This is a genomic window from Corallococcus terminator (genome assembly GCF_003611635.1).
Taxonomy (GTDB): domain Bacteria; phylum Myxococcota; class Myxococcia; order Myxococcales; family Myxococcaceae; genus Corallococcus; species Corallococcus terminator.
Map to the genome: position 1 here is coordinate 1 of NZ_RAVZ01000213.1, position 17,178 is coordinate 17,178.

At 70.2% G+C, this 17,178-nt stretch carries 17 protein-coding genes; 9 read left to right on the plus strand and 8 right to left on the minus strand.

Annotated elements, in window-relative coordinates; all coding sequences use genetic code 11:
- Positions 1-882 (minus strand): dioxygenase family protein (locus D7V88_RS26465; RefSeq protein ID WP_120543411.1); only part of this gene is annotated, 882 nt, incomplete at its 3' end.
- A gap of 135 nt (positions 883-1,017) precedes the next feature.
- Positions 1,018-1,365, minus strand: a complete 348-nt coding sequence (locus D7V88_RS26470; RefSeq protein ID WP_120543412.1) for a hypothetical protein — start codon at positions 1,363-1,365, stop codon at positions 1,018-1,020.
- Positions 1,366-1,543: 178 nt separating this feature from the next.
- Between D7V88_RS26470 and D7V88_RS26475 the strand changes: the two genes are divergently transcribed.
- From D7V88_RS26475 to D7V88_RS26510, 7 genes are read left to right on the plus strand one after another with little or no spacing between them, the layout of a single operon-like run.
- Positions 1,544-2,596 carry an alpha/beta fold hydrolase gene (locus D7V88_RS26475; protein ID WP_120543413.1) on the plus strand — a complete coding sequence of 351 codons (1,053 nt, stop codon included), beginning with the start codon at positions 1,544-1,546 and terminating at the stop codon, positions 2,594-2,596.
- Positions 2,597-2,609: 13 nt separating this feature from the next.
- Complete coding sequence (locus D7V88_RS26480; RefSeq protein WP_120543414.1) at positions 2,610-3,527, plus strand: acetoacetate decarboxylase family protein; 918 nt, start codon at positions 2,610-2,612, stop codon at positions 3,525-3,527.
- A complete protein-coding gene (locus D7V88_RS26485; RefSeq protein ID WP_120543415.1) occupies positions 3,524-4,069 on the plus strand; it encodes a hypothetical protein in 546 nt (181 codons plus the stop codon). Before D7V88_RS26480 ends, D7V88_RS26485 begins: the two co-directional genes overlap by 4 nt.
- On the plus strand, positions 4,066-7,563 hold the full coding sequence (locus D7V88_RS43885; protein WP_208726471.1) for a patatin-like phospholipase family protein: 3,498 nt from the start codon (positions 4,066-4,068) through the stop codon (positions 7,561-7,563). Before D7V88_RS26485 ends, D7V88_RS43885 begins: the two co-directional genes overlap by 4 nt.
- Positions 7,539-9,383 carry a metallophosphoesterase gene (locus D7V88_RS26500; RefSeq protein ID WP_120543416.1) on the plus strand — a complete coding sequence of 615 codons (1,845 nt, stop codon included), beginning with the start codon at positions 7,539-7,541 and terminating at the stop codon, positions 9,381-9,383. Before D7V88_RS43885 ends, D7V88_RS26500 begins: the two co-directional genes overlap by 25 nt.
- A 33-nt stretch (positions 9,384-9,416) precedes the next feature.
- Positions 9,417-10,103: a hypothetical protein gene (locus tag D7V88_RS26505; RefSeq protein ID WP_120543417.1), complete on the plus strand. Its 687-nt coding sequence runs from the start codon at positions 9,417-9,419 to the stop codon at positions 10,101-10,103.
- Positions 10,104-10,140: 37 nt separating this feature from the next.
- Positions 10,141-11,106: a hypothetical protein gene (locus D7V88_RS26510; protein WP_120543418.1), complete on the plus strand. Its 966-nt coding sequence runs from the start codon at positions 10,141-10,143 to the stop codon at positions 11,104-11,106.
- Here the strand turns inward: D7V88_RS26510 and D7V88_RS26515 are convergent.
- From D7V88_RS26515 to D7V88_RS26525, 3 genes are all read right to left on the minus strand, one after another.
- Positions 11,103-11,582, minus strand: coding sequence for a hypothetical protein (locus D7V88_RS26515; protein ID WP_120543419.1), 480 nt, complete (start codon positions 11,580-11,582; stop codon positions 11,103-11,105). The two genes, D7V88_RS26510 and D7V88_RS26515, sit on opposite strands and share 4 nt — an antisense overlap.
- A gap of 178 nt (positions 11,583-11,760) precedes the next feature.
- Complete coding sequence (locus D7V88_RS26520; protein ID WP_120543426.1) at positions 11,761-13,137, minus strand: sigma 54-interacting transcriptional regulator; 1,377 nt, start codon at positions 13,135-13,137, stop codon at positions 11,761-11,763.
- A 117-nt stretch (positions 13,138-13,254) separates the two neighbouring features.
- Positions 13,255-13,464: a hypothetical protein gene (locus D7V88_RS26525; RefSeq protein WP_120543420.1), complete on the minus strand. Its 210-nt coding sequence runs from the start codon at positions 13,462-13,464 to the stop codon at positions 13,255-13,257.
- A gap of 248 nt (positions 13,465-13,712) precedes the next feature.
- Between D7V88_RS26525 and D7V88_RS26530 the strand changes: the two genes are divergently transcribed.
- The gene (locus D7V88_RS26530) at positions 13,713-13,988 is read left to right on the plus strand and encodes a hypothetical protein (protein WP_120538309.1); all 276 of its coding nucleotides are present in this window, start codon (positions 13,713-13,715) and stop codon (positions 13,986-13,988) included.
- A 101-nt stretch (positions 13,989-14,089) separates the two neighbouring features.
- A complete protein-coding gene (locus D7V88_RS26535) occupies positions 14,090-14,827 on the plus strand; it encodes a PHP-associated domain-containing protein (protein WP_120543421.1) in 738 nt (245 codons plus the stop codon).
- A 3-nt stretch (positions 14,828-14,830) separates the two neighbouring features.
- Here D7V88_RS26535 and D7V88_RS26540 read toward each other — a convergent pair whose 3' ends face one another.
- The 3 genes from D7V88_RS26540 to D7V88_RS26555 all read right to left on the minus strand — a co-directional run.
- Positions 14,831-15,577, minus strand: coding sequence for a hypothetical protein (locus D7V88_RS26540; protein ID WP_120543422.1), 747 nt, complete (start codon positions 15,575-15,577; stop codon positions 14,831-14,833).
- 327 nt (positions 15,578-15,904) lie between these two features.
- Positions 15,905-16,240: an FmdB family zinc ribbon protein gene (locus D7V88_RS26550; RefSeq protein ID WP_120543424.1), complete on the minus strand. Its 336-nt coding sequence runs from the start codon at positions 16,238-16,240 to the stop codon at positions 15,905-15,907.
- Positions 16,241-16,257: 17 nt separating this feature from the next.
- Positions 16,258-17,178 (minus strand): hypothetical protein (locus D7V88_RS26555; protein ID WP_120543425.1); only part of this gene is annotated, 921 nt, incomplete at its 5' end.

Here is a 17,178-nt window from a genome sequence, read left to right on the forward strand (position 1 = left end):
GCCCCCACCACCGCCCGGGATGGCGCACTGCTCGTTGGCGAGCGAGGAGCGGATGATCAGCGTCTTGGATGCGAGCATCGCGCCGTCCGCCATGCGCTGGGTCGCGAACAGGTAGTTGCCCACGCTCTCCGCGGAGACGACGTTGTCGTTCGCGTTGGTCGTGTCCCGGGCACCGCGCGTGTTGTAGAGCGGCTGGTGGTTGACGATGTCGTCGTTGAGCGTGTCGTCGAAGAAGAGCTGCGAGGTGACGAACTCCTGGCCGCCCACGCGCACGGTGAAGTGGATGTGGATGGTGCGGCTGCTGTACCAACCGGGGAAGCACGTGTCGAAGTCCGCCCGCCCGCTGGCATCCGTGGTCTGCACGCCGCGGAACCACCGCGCCGCGCGGGCCACTTCATCGCCGGAGGTGCAGAAGTCGCTGGCGTCCTCGCCGGAGTAGAGCCCTTCGGGCGCGGCGTGCCAGATGTCCACCGTGGCGTTGGGGATGGGCTTGCACGTCTCGTCGACGATGAGGAAGGCCAGTCGCACGGGCAGGCCGTCGTGTCCTTCGCTGATGTCCTTGCGATCCACCGTGGTCGCGTAGCAGGGGCCCAGCGTGGATTCGCAGGTGAGCGCGCACACGGTGCCGAGGCCGGCGGCGAACGGATCCGGGTAGCTGGACGCGGCCGTCATCGCCGCGGTGCCACCGGTGGCCCACACGCCGGGGTCGGTGACGCCGCCGTCGGTGTCGGTGCCGCCGGTCGGGTCGTCCGTCTCACTGCCACCGCAGGCCATGAGCAGCTTGCCGATGGGAACCGCGGCCAGGGTCAGGCCGATGCCGCGCAGCATGCCTCGACGGGTGAGGGCCTTGGGGGGAAGGTCCTGGGGGTTTTCGCTCTTCATCCGGTGGTTCCTCCGGGAGCTGGGGAGCCGGGAGCGGCGGGGGTGCCACTCACGGGACCGTCCGGGGCTGACCGGACGGCGAACCGGGTTATCGCGGGAAGATCTTAAGCAACCCTTACGCGCGGGGAGCGCGCCTCAGGAAAAGCGCACCACGAAGGCCGCGAGCAGGTGACCCACCGCCTGGCCCTCCGCTGTCGAACGCGGACCGCCCTCGGTGAGCTTCGCGCCCAGCTCCTCCAGCGCGGGCTTCATGTCCTCGAACGCGCGGGCCGCGGCGTCGGCGTTGTCGAAGAAGCGCGGGTGCCGCAGCCAGCCCGCGATGCCGCAGGTGATGGAGTGGAAGGAGCGCGCCTCATCCGCTTCGTAGGTGAGGCGCAGGTTGCCGCGATAGCCCTCGTCGCGCACCACGATGCCGCCCTGGCTGCCTTCGCCCCCGAGCGTCGAGCCCGACGCGTATTCGCTCCAGCCCGTGTCCTGGTCCATGCCTCCACCCTTAGCACCGCGCGCGTGCTCATGGGCGGAGTGTCGGGGAAGCGCCGCGCTGTTCCGCGAGGCTCCGGACAGGAAGGACAGGGGGCCGCGCAGCGCGCCCTGCGTTCCGGTTGTCGCCTCCCAGGCACCGCCCCAGCTTTGAGTTGGGCTTCAGTGGGGGGCCGCCTTCATGTCCGTCGAATCGTTCCATGAACCGCGTTACTCCGAGGAGATCGTCCCCTTCCTCGCGGGCGACGGTCGCGCGCTGCACCTGGTGCACCTGCGCGGCCCGGAGGAGGCGATCAAGGGACCGGTGGTGCTGGTGCACGGCGCTGGCGTGCGCGGGAACATCTTCCGCGCCCCCGTCCGCCAGACGGTGGTGGATGCGCTCATCGACGATGGCTACGACGTGTGGCTTGAGAACTGGCGCGCGAGCATGGACGTGGAGCCTGTCGAGTGGACGCTGGATCAGGCCGCCGTCCTGGACCACCCGGCCGCCGTCCACACCGTGCTGGAGAAGACGGGGCACGACACCCTCAAGGCCGTCATCCACTGCCAGGGGTCCACCAGCTTCATGATGGCCGCGATGGCGGGATTGCTGCCGGAGGTGGACGTCATCATCAGCAACGCGGTGTCGCTGCACCCGGTGGTGCCCCCGTCCGCGAAGGTGAAGCTGAGATACGCCGTTCCGCTGGTCTCCCACCTGACGCCGTACCTGGATCCACAGTGGGCCTTCGGCGGTCCCACGCGCACGGCCCGGGCGCTGACGCGCGTGGTGCAGGCGACGCATCACGAATGCGACAACCTCGTCTGTCGCTGGACGAGCTTCACCTACGGCACGGGCTTCCCGGTGCTGTGGCGTCACGAAAACCTGAACGCCCGCACGCACGACTGGCTCCAGCACGAGTTCGGCCCGGTGCCCTTCAGCTTCTTCAAGCAGATGGAGACGTGCGTGCGCGCCGGGCACCTGGTGCCGGTGGAGCACTTCAGCGCGCTGCCGGAGGACCTGGGCGTGGGCGAGCCCCAGACGGACGCGCGCTTCGTCTTCCTGGCGGGGACGGAGAACCGCTGCTTCCTCGCGGAGAGCCAGCGCCGCAGCTTCGAATACATGGACCGCTTCCAACCGGGCCGGCACGCGCTGCACCTGTTGCCCGGCTACGGCCACCTGGACGTCTTCATGGGCAAGTACGCGGCCCGGGACGTCTTCCCCCTCCTCCTCGCCGAGCTGGATCGCCCGGTGTGACGAAAGGCCTGCCATGTTCCTTCCCAGACGCATCCAGCGGCAGTCGGGTCGCTACTCGCGGGTGGACGACATCCCGTACGCGCTGCCGGTGAATTCACAGGGGTCCCCGGCCCTGATGGCCGCCTTCACGGTGGACGCGCGGCGCGTGGCGGCCCTGCTGCCCGGCAACGAACTGCATCCGCTGCGCGTGTCGAGGGACAAGGGCGTGCTGCTCATCTCCGTCATCGACTACAAGAAGACGGACATCGGCGCGTACATCGAATTCAGCATCGCGCTGGCGTGCACGCACGGGCGCAGGCCCGCGCCGCCGCTGGTGCCGCTGCTGTTCCCCAAGCGCTTCGGCGTGGGGCAGTACGTGGTGGACCTGCCCGTGAACACGGAGGTGTCCGTGAAGGGCGGCAAGGGCATCTGGGGCATGCCCAAGCACCTGGCGCGGCTGGACTTCAAGCAGGAGGACGGGTCGGTCAGCAGCCGCTACGCGGAAGGGGGGCAGGAGGCGGTGCGCGTGCGCATCGAACGGCCGGCGCACGCGTGGCTGCCCATCCGGACGTCGGCGGTGAACTACTGCGCGTTCCGGGGCATGTTGATGAAGTCGTCCATCTACTTCCGGGGCCGGTTCGGCTTCCGCATTGGCCGCAAGGCCTGGGCCACGCTGGAGCTGGGAGACCACCCGCGCGTGCAGGCGCTGAGGGAGTTGAGCATCTCCCCGCGCGCGTTCTTCACCGGGTTCTTCCCGTCGTCGAGCGGCGTGCTGGATGACCACTTCGAGGCGTGGTTCCTCACCCAGCCCACGCTGCCCATGGACACGTATCCGGAAGGGTTGGAGAGCGTCGTGGACCTGGGACAGGACCAGACGCCGATGCCGCCTCCGGATGGGGCCGGCATGCCGACCCGGAGCATCTCCGAGAACACGCAGGGCGTCTGGCCATGAAGCGCGGCGACCTCCTCCACCTCGGGAACGCGTGCCTGCTGTTCCTGTGCGTGTCCATGTACCTGGGCACGGGGTGGTCGCTCATCCTCTTTACGTTCCCCATCGCGCCCCAGCTCACGGTGGACAACTACTACCTCCAGTTCGTGCCGCAGGTGCAGGCGGCCACGCGCTTCTTCACCGGCATGACGCTGGTGATGTTGCTGTCGGCGGTGGGGCTGGCGTGGCGGGAGCGGCGGACGGCGCTGCGGTGGTATCCGCTGATGGTGCTGCTGGTTGTGGTGGTGGCCACGCTGCTCACGCGCATCTTCATCTTCCCGTACAACGACGAGATGGCGGCCGGCATCACGTCGCCTGAAAGGCTGACGGAGGTGCTGGGGGCGTGGATGCGGATGAACCGCATCCGCGTGGGGCTGTGGACGGTGCAGTGGCTGTCCATGCTGGGCTACTTCGTGCACCGCGTGTTGCGCGCCGAACATCCGGCGGGCCTCCGGTTGCCGCGCTACGGGCTGTCCATCCCAACGCACCGGGAGCGCCACGCATGAGCTCGGGCCTGTCCAGGCGGCTGGAGCGTCTGTCCCGCACCCACGGTCGTGGGTGGCGCTGGGCGCTCGCGGCCATCGGGTGGATCACCGTCGTGTCTGGCGCGGTGCAGATGTTCCTGCCCGGAACGGAGCTGCGCCTGATGCAGGCGGATGCGTCCGCCGCGCCCGCGCACTTCTTCCGCATCGTGGGAATGTTCATGCTGCTGTTCGGCGGCCTGCTGCTGCACGGCCTGCACGAGCCCCGAGCCAACCCGGCGGCCTTCCTGTGGTCGGGGCTCCAGAAGGTCGGTGCGTGCCTGATGGTCTCGGTGGCGGTGGGGCGCGGACTGCTGTCGCCGCTGTCGTTGTTCGTGGCGGGGTTCGATGCCCTGTCGGCCGCGCTGGTGCTCGGGTTCTACGTGACGCTGCGCCAGCGCGAGCAGGTCATCTCCGTGCTCAAGCCGCAGCCCGAGGTGGAACCGGGCGAGGAGGGGGGCCGTTCCGCGTCGTCCACGCTGAGCGTGACGGGCAGGGCCGGGCCGCGCAGGCGTTCGCCCATCGAGCGGTGGATGAGGGCGGGGATGGATGTGCCCGTGCGCTCGCCGGGCATGCCGGTCTTGAAGCCGGTCGCGGGTTCGTTGTCCGAACTGCGTGAGAGCGGGCCGGAGCCATCCTCCGCGAGTTCACCCGATGCACCGAACGGGGAGGGCGGATCCGAACCCTCGCCCGTGCTTCAGGATGCCCCGACCGCGACGGAGCCAGGGCAGGGGGTGCAACCCCGACGCTCGCTCGTCCTCGCGGGCGGCGGCATGCGCGTCGCGTGGCAGGCGGGGGTGCTGCGCGCGTTGACGGACGCGGGCATGACCTTCGAGCACGCGGACGGCACGTCAGGCGGAATCATCACCCTGGCCATGTGGCTGTCCGGCCTGTCTCCCGCCGAGATGTGCGAGCGGTGGCGGACCCTGCGCGTGAAGGACTTCGTGTCCCTCATGCCGCTGGACGCCTACGCGCGTCCCTTGAAGCTCGAAGCGCTGGGGGACGCGGACGGCATCATCGAGCGCGTCTTTCCGCACCTGGGCATCGACGTGGACGCCGTGCGCGCGAACCGCGAGCGCGTGGGCACCTTCAACGTCTGCGACTTCGCCCGGAAGACGAACGAGGCCATCGCCCACACCGACGTGGATCGCGACCTGCTGGTGGCCGGCATCTCCCTGCCGCTCTTCATGCCGCCCGTGCAGAAGGAGGGCCACCTCTACCTGGACTCGGTGTGGATCCAGGACGCCAACGTGATGGAGGCCGTGCACCGTGGAGCGGACGAAGTGTGGGTCGTCTGGTGCATTGGCAATACGCCTTCGTACGGCGCGGGGTTCTTCCGCCAGTACGTCCACATGATCGAGCTGAGCGCGAACGGCGCGCTCTTCGCCCAGTTGGAGCAGGTGCGCGAACTCAACGAGCGCATCCTCGCGGGCGAAATGGTGCCGGGACACCCCCGGCCCATCACCGTCCACCTCATCAAGCCGGAGCGTCCCCTGCCGTTGGATCCGGACTTCTACGCGGGGCATGTCACCGCTGCGTCCCTCATCGACCAGGGCTACTCGGACGCCAGCCGCTATCTGCGCGTCGCGGACCCCCGGGGCCTTCCCCTCACGCCGGAGATCACCCAGATGACCGAATCCGCTCCTGAACTGACCTTCCGCGAGACCATGTCCGGGCCCCTGGCGCTGGGCACCACCGACCCCGAAGCCGGTGCCCACGATGGACGCTCCACGCTCTTCACCATGCACTGCACCATCAGCATCGACGACATGGACGCGTTCATCCGCGACAGGTCCCACGCCGCCCGGCTGGTGGCCCACATCCAGTATCCGCCCGGCTCGTTTCCGCGCAGTCCGCACGACATGCGCCGCAACTTCTGGGACCCGAGAATGGGCCTGCACGGCCTCTTCAACCTGTGGTCGTTCAAGGGGCTGGGCGGGGTGGTGTCCTCGGGCCTGGGCGGCGGTTCGCTCATCTACGCCAACGTGCTTCTGCGCAAGGACGAGCGGACCTTCATCCACGAGGATCCACGCAACGGAGGCTATGAGGACTGGCCCGTCACCCGCGAGGACCTGGAGACGCACTACGACGCCGTGGAGCGGATGATGAAGGCGCAGCGCTATCCGTTGGAGCACGCGCCCTATTCCTCCACCGCGAAGACTCAGGCGATGCGGCTCGCCGCCCAACGCCTGGGCCGCGCCGCCGACTGGCAGTTGCCTCCGCTGGCGGTGACGTTCGGAAACCCCGGCGAGGTGCCCGTGCCGGGCGAGCCCATCCGCGAAGAGCACCCCAACCTCCACGGCCGCACGCGCACCACCTGTCACCTCTGCGGTGAGTGCGACATCGGTTGCAACACCGGCAGCAAGAACACGCTCGACTACACGTACCTCTCCGCGGCGAAGCGCGCCGGGGCGGAGCTGCGCACGCGCGCGGAGGTGACGGAGTTCTGGCCCGCCGACGGCGGGGGCTACGTCGTGCAGTACCTGGATCACCACGACGTCGCGGAGGAGACGCCGCGCGAAGGGCCCCAGTGGATGCAGCCCCGCACCACCGTGACGGCCGAGCGGCTGGTGCTGGCGGCAGGCACGTTCGGCACGACGTACCTGCTCTTGAAGAACCGGCGGCGCTTCCCCGCGCTCAGCGACCAACTGGGCTCGCGCTTCTGCGGCAACGGGGATCTGCTGGGCTTCATGCGGCAGTGTCGTGACAGCAGCACGGGCAAGGCGCTGCCGCGCATCCTGGATGGCGGGCACGGCCCGGTCATCACCAGCGCGCTCCACTTCCGGGGCGCGGAGGAGGGCGGCACCGGCCGGGGCTACTACATCGAGGACGCGGGCTTCCCGGAGTTCGTCAACTGGCTCTACGAAGGCGCGCACCAGGTGCCGCTGCTGAAGCGCGGACTGCGACTGGGCTGGCGCCTGGTGCGCGGTTGGACGGGCCTCACGCGCGACTCGGACGTGGGCGAGGAGATCGCGGAGCTGATGGGCGACTGCCTGGGCTCCGCCACGTCGCTGCCGCTGCTGGGCATGGGGCGCGACACCCCGAACGGGCACATGCGCCTGACGGATGACGGGATGCTGGACATCGACTGGAAGCTCAGCGGTTCGAAGGCGTATTTCGACCGCGTGCGCCAGTCGATGGCGGACATCGCCAAGGCGCTCGAAGGCAAGCTGGTGCAGAACCCGCTCAGCTACGTGAGCCGGGTCATCACCGTGCACCCGCTGGGCGGCTGCCCCATGGGGCGCGCACCCCGGACGGGCGTGGTGGATGCGATGGGCGAGGCCTTCGGGCACCCGGGCCTGTACGTGGCGGACGGCGCGATGATGCCGGGGCCCACCGGGCCCAACCCGAGCCTCACCATCGCCGCGTTCGCGGACCGCTTCGCGGATCACCTCATCGACGACCATTTCCGCAGCGCGCCCGTCCACGGGTGGCACCGGACCGAGGAGGAGGCATGGCCGTCCGCGCCACCGACGTGAGCCACGGCCCCGGCCTGCTTCCGCCCCGGACCCGGGAGCGGCGCCGCGGGCTGCACACGCCGCGGGAAACGCCCCCGGCCAAGCCGATGGTGTCCTGGTACGACCCGGAAGTGCTCGCGAAGACGGGCCTGAAGGCGCTCCTGTCGGCCACCATCGGACAGCAGGCGGACCGGCGGTTGCTGGACGCGGTGGCGCGCCCGCAGCCGTTGGCGTTCGACTACTCTGTGGACAGCGACGGTGAGGCCCGCGAGGAGCTGTGGCTGGACTACGTCTCCGACCTGGGCGACGGCTGGAACTCCACCTACGCGGTGGCGTCGGCCGTGATGGCGCCGACGCTGGACCTGGCGGATGCGACCGGGAAGGTGCACCCCACGGAGGGCGGCGACGTGCTCGTGTTCGGTGGGGATGAGGTGTACCCGACCGCGAGCGTGGAGGAGTACCAGGCGCGCACGGTGGTCCCGTACGCGGCCGCGCTGAACCGCCGCCGCCACCGGCCGCACCTGTTCGCGGTGCCGGGCAACCACGACTGGTATGACGGACTGGTGTCGTTCACGCGCCTGTTCTGCCAGGGCCGGCGCTCCGACGGCTGGCACACGCGGCAGCGGCGCAGCTACTTCGCGCTGAAGCTGCCGCACGGCTGGTGGCTGTTGGGCACGGACATGCAACTGGAGTCCGACCTGGATGCCTTCCAGGTGGAGTTCTTCCAGAAGGTGGCCGCGCAGATGGACCGCGAGGACCGCATCATCCTCTGCAACGCGGAGCCGGCGTGGATCAAACAGCAGGTGAAGCCCCGCGCGGGCCGCGGCTTCCTGGACCACAACATCGACTTCCTGGAGCAGAAGATTCTGGGCAAGCGGGTGAGCGTGTTCCTCGCGGGGGACCTGCACCACTACCGCCGGCATGAGAACGCGGAAGGGCGCCAGAAGATCGTCGCGGGTGGGGGAGGGGCCTTCCTGCACCCCACGCACCTGCCCCGGGTGGACACGCGGCCGGGCGGCTTCGTGTTGAAGCAGTGCTATCCGTCCCAGGAGACGTCCCGGCGGCTGACCTGGCGCAACCTGCTGTTCACCGCCATCAACCCCTGGTTCGCCGCGTTCATGGGCGGCGTGTACGCACTGCTGGGGTGGGGCGTGGCCGCGAACCTCAATGAAGGCGCCGTGGCCGCGCCACCCCTGCGCGAAGTGCTCAACGCCGCGCTGCAGAGCACGGGCTCGCTGCTGCTCGCCGCGGGCACGCTGGTGGGCACCATCGCGTTCGCGGACGACCGCAGGGGGCGGCGCTGGCGGCAGGTCGCCGGAGGCGTGCACGGGGCCGTGCATCTGGTCCTCGCGTTGCTGCTCACCTGGGGCGTGTCCTCCATCGCCGCGCCCCTGGCGGGTGGGCTGCAATGGAGTCTGGGGCGCGACTTCCTGAGCGGGCTGCTGCTCTTTGGCGGGGGCGCGCTGGTGGGCCCCCTGGTGGTGGGCCTGTACCTGCTGCTGTCGCTCAACGTGTTCTCGTGTCACCCCAACGAGGCCTTCTCCTCGCTGTCCATTCCGGACTGGAAGAACTTCCTGCGGCTCCACTTCGACAAGGACGGACAACTGACGGTGTTCCCGGTGGGCCTGCGCCGGGTGCCGCGCCGGTGGCAGCGAGGGCGCTCTCCCGAGGAGCCGGTCTGGGTGCCGGACCCCGACGACCACCGGGCCACGCCCCCCGCGCTCATCGAGCCGCCCATCGTCATTGGCCGCTCGAAGGCGCCACCGCTGACGTTGGACACCGGTCAATCCGAACCCGCCTTCGTGACGCCGGACGAACAGGTTCTGGCCGGTCCGGTTTGAGTGGCGCGCGCCGAAGTCCTACGCTGGGCGGTCATGAAGGCGATGATCCTGTCCCTGCTGCTCCTCGGTGCCGCGCCGCCCGGTGCCGCGCCGTCGTCCCTTCCTCCTGAGGCGCTGGGCGCGCCCCCGCTCGTGGATGCATCGCCCACGGCATGGGCGTGCACCATCGACACGCTGCGCGCCGGCAAGGAGTGCGTCTTCGAAGCGGAGTTGCCGCCACCCGGCGCGCCCAACGCCAGCGTGGAGAACGCCAACATCCAACTGCTCAAGGACGCGTCGCGCGCCCTCTGTTCGGAGGCCATCAGCCACGCGCGGGATGGCGTGGCGGACCCCAAGCTCGTCGCCGTCTGCGAGGGCAAGTACGCCACCGTGGTGGGCCGCTGCGGGCTCGAGGGCAATACGTCGGTGGTGGACAAGAAGGGGCGCTTCTCGCCCGAGGCCCGCGCCTGCTACCGCGCGCTGTCCTCCGTGCTCCAGGACGTGCAGTTGATGGCCTCCGTGGCCTCCTCCTGCTGTGAGTGCGCCGCGCGCAGCCGCTGCCCCGGCGATGGCGAGGCCTGCTACGCGGACGTGTCGCGCCAGCAGGCCGGGCCCAACACGCTCGCGTGTCTGGACGAGCGCTGCCGTGACGCCTGCTCGATGATGCTGCCCCCGTCCGCGTCCATTCCGCGCCCGCCCCCGTCGCGCGTGAGCCCGGACACCGGCTCCGCGGCGCTGTAGTCCCAAGTCAGCAGTCCTTCCACAGGAGCCTCGCGCCATGCCCCGTCTTCCGATGCTGACCCTGCTGGGCGCGCTCGTCACCGGCTGCGGTGCCGCGCATTCACACGTGGCCCTGGAGGATCGTGCCCTCACGGACGCTCCGGCGCCCCTGCCTGCGCTGGTGCAGGCCCCGGCCCGTCCGCCCGCGGAGGACCCGGGGCCGTCGCCCCAGGACTCCCGCGCGTTCGCCGCTCGCTACCCCACGCCCGCCCTCTGCGAGGGCGCGGCCCGCAGGCTCCAGGGGACCTCGCGCGACGAGGCGTGGCTCGCGCTGAAGGTGTGCGCGGATTCGCCCGCCTTCACGCAACTGGGCGCGGTGCTGGGCAGTGCGTGGGCGGAGGACCTGCGCGTGCGGCCGGACGCCGCCAACCTCATCGCCCGGGTGGTGGCCCACCGGGGCGGCAGCGTGGATGGCGAGCTGCGCCTGCTGCACGCGCGCAAGGTGCCCATCTTCTCGCTCGCGTCCGCCATCGCGCAGCCGGACACCTACCGGGGCCGCTACGTGATGTTGCGCGCGCAGGTGGCGGACCAGCGCCTGGACGGGGAGCGCCCCACGCTGTGGCTGGTGGAGCAGGGCCTCCAGTCCGTGGGCTCCCACCGCGAGGTGGGGATGACGTTCCGCACGGACACCGTGTCGGAGACGTCCGGCGACCTGGGCGGGCGCACGGTGCTGACGGGTGAAGGACGGGTGGGGGGCTCGGTCGTCACGCGCGAGCGCACCTACCAGTCCACGACCGAGCCGACCTACGACAACATCTCCGATGAGACGGGTCGCGAGGCCCTGGGTCGGCTGGCGGCGGCGGATCCGTTCCTGGAGACGCGCCGCGACTACGTCATCCTCGCGCGCTTCGACGGCCTGCGCGTCACGTCCGGCATGACGAACGACGATGAGGACGAGGGTCCGAAGATCCCGGTGCTCACCATCGTGGGCTACCACCTGCCGCAGGCGCTCGCCGTCTACTAGCGCTTCGCCGGTGCCGGTGTCGTCGCCGTCGCGGTCAGGTCGCGCGACGGCGTGCCGGAGTAGATCTCCACGTCGGTGGCCACCCAGGTGCCCAGCCGCTCGCCGTAGGTGGTGTGCACCATCACGCCTTCGCGAAGCTGGGCCCGGGGCACGCGCTGGCCGTCACGCAGGATGCGCGTCGTGGGGCCCACCTCGAAGGGGCGCTCCACACCGTCGTCGTCCCGCACCGTGAAGCCCCGGCTGCCCGCCACCGTCACCGTCCCGTAGAAGTCGGGCACCTCGCGGGCCACTTCCTCACCCGCGCTCCCACTGCCGCCCGTGCCTTCCGGCAGCGACTCCATGCGGGACAGCGGGAACACCGCGAGCGCGGCGCCGTGGCCTTGAGCCTCCTCGGCCGTCCCTCCCCGGGACTGGCACGCGGTGGCGAAGAGCCCCAGCCCCCCGAGCAACAGCAGCCTCCCCATTCCCTGGCGCATGGCACCCTCCTCGCGGTCCCCTCCAAGATGGGCCGGAAACCCGCGCCGACAAGCGTCCCCGGGAGGTAGGGCGGGACCAATGTCCGCGAGGGCACGGCGCCCATGACTCCGGGAGGGATGCGCGGCCTTTTCCCCGCACCCCGAGCGTGGGGCAGGGGAGGGGGCCGAACCCGGCAGGCTAGTCCGGCCCGGACGCGAGGCCGTGCTTACGCAAGAGCTTGCGCAGGTAGACGCGGTCGATGCCCGCCTCGCGCGACGCCTTGGACACATTGCCGCCGCAGCGCTCCAGCAGCGTCTTGAGGTAGTCGCGCTCGAAGCCTTCGATGAGGCGCTCCTTGGCCTCCTTGAAGGGCAGCTCCAGCGCGAGCGACAGGGTGTCCTCGGGGTCCAGGTCCGCCGCCGGACGCGCCGCGCGGACGGGCGCTTCGGGCAGGTCCGGCAGGGCGGATTCACCCAGGTTCACCACGCGGTCCACCACGTTGCGCAGTTCGCGCACGTTGCCGGGCCACGGGTACTGGGTGAGCAGGGCGCGCGTTTGATCCGACAGGGCGCTGGGCTTCTTGCCCATGCGCTCCAGCACGGTGTCGATGAGCAGCGGGATGTCCTCCGGACGCTCGCGCAGGGGCGGCAGCGTGGCGCGCAGCACCGCGAGCCGGTGGAAGAGGTCCCCCCGGAAGCGGCCGGCCTTCACCGCGCCCTCCAGGTCCTGGTGCGTGGCGGCCACCACCCGCACGTCCACCGCGCGGTAGTCGTTGGCGCCCACGCGCTTCACCTGCCGGCGCTCCAATGCGCGCAACAGCCGGGGCTGGACCTCCAGGGGAAGCTCGCCCACCTCGTCCAGGAAGACGGTGCCCCCGTGCGCGCGCTCGAAGGCGCCCGCGCGGTCCGCCTGCGCCCCGGTGAAGGCGCCCTTCACGTGGCCGAACAGCTCCGACTCCAGGAGCTGCGGCGCCACGCCCGCCAGGTCCACGATGACGAAGGGCCCCTTGGAGCGCGTCCCGTGCGTGTGCAGCGCCTCCGCGCACAGCTCCTTGCCGGTGCCCGTCTCGCCCTGGATGAGCACGTCGGATTCGCCCTGCGCCAGCCGCTCCAGCAGGGTGAACAGCTCCCGCATGCGGCGGCTTGTTCCCACCAGGTTCCCGAAGCGTTCGCGGGTGGACAGCGGCATGGCGCGCGACTGTTCGCCCTCCGGCACCAGCTTCAGCTCCGTGGTGCCCAGCGTGAGCACCGCGCCCGGACGCACGTCCAGGGTGGTGAAGCGCATCCCCTCGCAGAAGGACCCGTTGCGCGAGCCCACGTCCACCGCCTGGATGGTGTCCTCGCGCACGTCCAGCAGCAGGTGGCTGCGGGACACGGCCCGGTCCGCGATGACGATGTCCGACGCCGGATCCGCTCCCAGCCGGTAGCGCCCGGGGGTCAGCGGATAGCTCTGGCCCGCCTCCGGACCGGACAGCACCACAAGCCGCACCCGCACCCGCGATGGACGCAGGGCCGGCAGGGCATCCGTGCGGAGCAGCCGATCTTCCTCCCCGTTGTCGTCACCGAAGCGCGCCACGGCGCGCACCTTAACATGGGGAAATAGAAAGGCCCGGTCTCCCCGCGCGCGTCGTGCTGGCGCGCGTGCGGGGGGATCAGGCCCTCGACGAAGATGCGGTGCTGGAGAAGAGGCCCCTTACGGAGCGGTCGCCGGTGCCGCGGGCTTCGCGTGTTTGTAGAACAGCACCAGGGTGTAGCAGTGGAACTCGTTGTCGGAGGACTGGCAGACGACCCGGTCCACGATTTCGAGATCGGAGTTGCTCTTGATCCAGCGGGTGACGTTCTCACCCAACTCTTCCCGCTCCTTGGCCTTGGTAGCGGAGAAGACCTTCACGCCCGTGAACATCGCCTGCCACTCCTTGTGCGGTGGTGAGAAAAGGCTGACCGGGAGTTATCGCACACGGCGTTTCAAGGTGTCAAAAATGCTGCTCCCGGAAAGTGGGGAAGTGCGAGGAGGCAAGGGAGCGGAAAGCACGGGGGTTTGCACGGTGGACGGCATGCATAGGTTCATCCGGTCGCACCCGGTCTGGATTGGGGCGGGGCCCGGAACCGTGGCGGTTCCAGGGGCATGGGCGGGAAAAAGGGGGCAGGACCGTGGACATGAAGACGAAGAAGGACCTGGCGGTGGATTTCATCAACACCATCCGCACCATGGAGCCGAGTGCGCTCAACGCCCTGATCGTGAAGGAAGCGGGCGAGGAGCTGGCGCAGTTCTTCCTGAACTACAGCGCCAACCTCATCTCCAAGGATCCTTCCCGGGTGCTGGAGAACACCTCTTCGCTGATGCTGATGGGCTACCTCATCCGCACCTACGAGGAGAAGAACACCCAGGCCAAGCAGGGCAACTTCCAGTCCTACGCGTTCGCCTGAAGCTCCGGTGAGGCTCGGGTGAAGCTCCGGAGCCCGGGGGGCTTCGGGGCATGCGCGCAGGCTCGACACGCCCCGTGGGGCCTGTTAGGCACGCGTCGCCCATGCTCATCGACCTACACGCCCATTCCCATCTGTCCAAGGGGTGCGACCTGGAGCCGCGCGCCGTGCTGGAGCGGGCGGCAATGTTCGGCCTGGACGCGGTGGCGTTCACGGAGACCAACACCCAGGACGGCTGCGACGAGCTCTTCGAGATCGGCGCCAAGGCCAAGGTGAAGGTGTTCGTGGGGCTGGAGCTGGTGACGGACCGGGGCCAGTACCTGTGCTTCTTCCCGAAGCCGGAGCTGGCGCCGGAGCCCGTGCAGCTCTGGGGGAGCAACCGGGAGAAGCCCTGGAGCGCCGCCGAGTGCCTGCCCAAGGTGAAGTCCCTGGGCGCGGCCATCGTGGCGGCCCGGCCGTTCGACCGCGACGTGCCCAATCCCGCCATGGAGTACGTGCGCTCGCTGTCGGGCGTGCTGTGCGCCGTGGAGGGCTACAACGCCAAGGTGAAGCAGACCGCCAACGACCTGGCCGTGGAGGCCGCGGACGTGCTCAAGCTGCCCTGCGTGGGTGGCAGTGACGCGCGCGGCTCCCTGGACGAGATGGGCCGGGGTGCGACCTTCTTCAAGCGCGACGTGCTCACCCAGGCGCAGTTGGTGGAAGAGCTGTTCAAGGGCGACTACTGGCCGGTGATGGCTGGTGAGCTGCCCCGCCTCACCCGTCCCGGCGAGGCCCAGGCCCAGCGCAAGGGCGGCGGGGGCGGCGGCAAGAAGCAGCAGCACCGCCGCGGCGGCCGTCGCTAGCGACTAGGGGAGCAGGGACGCCCCCGCCTCCTCGGCGCGCACCAGGCGGCCGTCGGTGAGGAACGCCTTGCGGCGCTCCCCGGCGTAGCGCCACTCCTCGTTCCGGGCCGCGCCCTCCATCGAGCGGCGCACCGTCTCCGGCGGCCCCCAGGCCATGCGCACCGCGTCCGCGGGCATGTCCACCACCAGCTTCTTGGTGCGCACGGCCTCCTGCACCGCCGCGCTGAAGCCCGCGAGCTGATCCTTCATCGGGTGGGGCGTGAGGGTCTTCTCCAGCTCCGTGCGGAAGGCGTCCTGGCGGTCGAGGTTGGGCGGGAGCACCAGCACCACCTGCTCACCCGCCGGAGCCCCCTCCACCGTCACGTACACCCACGGCCAGGAGCGCGGGGAGTAGAGGACGCGCTCGGTGATGACCCAGGCCGTGGGGAACTCCACCTTCGTGATCCGCACGCGCGTGCCGGCGGGCACCGTGGCCTGGATGGGGCCAGGGCTGATGGGCTTGCCGCTCGTGTCATCCAGCAGCCGCACATCCTCGGGAGGGTAGGGCGTCAGGAGCCGTTTGGATGCGTCCCCGAAGAAGGGCGTCAGGTAGCCGGAGACGCGCAGGTACTGCTCCGCGTCCGGGCCGGACAGACCCCGGTCCAACGCGGCGCGATCCTCGGGGGACATGCGGGTGGCGGAAGCGCAGCCGACGCTGACGACGGCCAGCAGCGGCATCAGGAGGAACAGGGGGCGGGAAGAACGCGGCATGGCACCAGGACGCGCGGCGGGATGGAGCGCTCGCGCAGCGGGTGCCTGCTTAGCCTAGCGGATGGCCTGCGTCAGCGCTGGCGTGCCCGCCGCGGCCTGCTTGCCGTCGCGGCACCCACGCTGCGCGGGGCACACCGGGCCACGGCCATGGGGGTCGGCCACCAGGAGGAACCGACCCTGTCCCCTCGCATCCGTCAGCTCCGGATGACCGCACAGCGCGCATTGGCGCGGGGGACGCTTCGAGGGAGGAAAGGGCACGACACGAAGTGTGTGCCCAGTCCGCGCCCCCAGCGAATTTTCAGCCGGGGGCGGTCTTCACGGCCGGCGCTACGACGACTTGTCGCCGCCCGCGCTGCTGGAAGAGACCGGCGCGGGGTTGGCCGCGGGCGCACTGCTGGCCGGCGCGGTGGAGGTCGACGGTGCTGGCGTGGAGGTGGACGAAGAGGACGACGAGGAAGCGCCGCCTCCGTCCTTCTTCGTGGAGCCGTACAGGTCCGAATACCAGCCGCCACCCTTGAGGTGGAAGCTGGAGCGGCTGACCTGCTTGGTCAGCGTGCCTCCGGCGCCGCACGCGGTGCACGCGGCGGGAGCGGGGTCGGACATCTTCTGCAGGACGTCGATGGTCTTTCCACAGGCCGAGCAGCCGTATTCGTAGATGGGCATGGGGTGGGTACCTCGTCTCAGTGCGAAGGGTTGACGGTCTGGGAGGAGAGCTGCTTGCGCAGCTTCTCCGTCAGACCCAGGCGCTCGAAGGCGCGGGTGACCAGCTCCGCGGGCGCGCCGTGTTTACGACCCACGACGTTGGCCAGCGAGTGGAGATCGGTGGCGTCCGACATCGAGTCCTTCACCAGCCGCTCCAGCTCCTTGCGGAGCGATTCGGTGAAGCGCTTCTGGATGCCCAGGTCCGCCAGATACTTGTCCTTGCCCAGCAGATCCAACCGGTGGGTCAGGTGCGAGGTGGCCAGCACCTCGTTGCGGAAGCGCTCGCGCAGGGCCTCCACCTCCTCCTCGAGGAGGAGGGCGTGCGTCAGCCGCTGCAACTCGCTGGGGCTCAGGCCCAGGGCCCAGGCCACGCGGCCGGCGGCGCCGCGCTGGGAGGCATAGGCGGTCTGGAGGTTGCGCTTCTCCTGCGCCTCCAGCGTCTCCATGATGCCGTGCTGGCGCAGCACGTTCTCCATGTCCACCTGGGTCAGCTCGCCACGGGGACCGTTGTAGCGGTGCTCCAGCGTGCGCAGCAGCGAGTAGCGGTGCTCCGTGGCCTCGATGGCGGCCTCCAGCGTGGCCTTGCCTTCCGCGCGCGTCAGTTCGAAGAACGACAGTCGCTGGGCCTCCACGCGGGTGAAGCGGCCGCGGGGGCGGGGCAGCTCGCGCTTGATGAAGCGCGGAGCGTCCTCGTCATCCTGGGACGCGGACATGGCGCCGGGGTTCGTCTCGGGGGCGGCCTCGTCGAGGGTGTCCTCGTCGTCGGTGACGCGCTTGCGCGGGGCGATTCGCTCCTGCACGGCGGCGGCCTCAGCCTTGGCGCTCTTGCGGCGGCCCGTCTTCGGGTCGACCTCCGCGGGGGGCGCGCCCGTGGGGGGCAGGGCGAAGGTGGGTGTCGT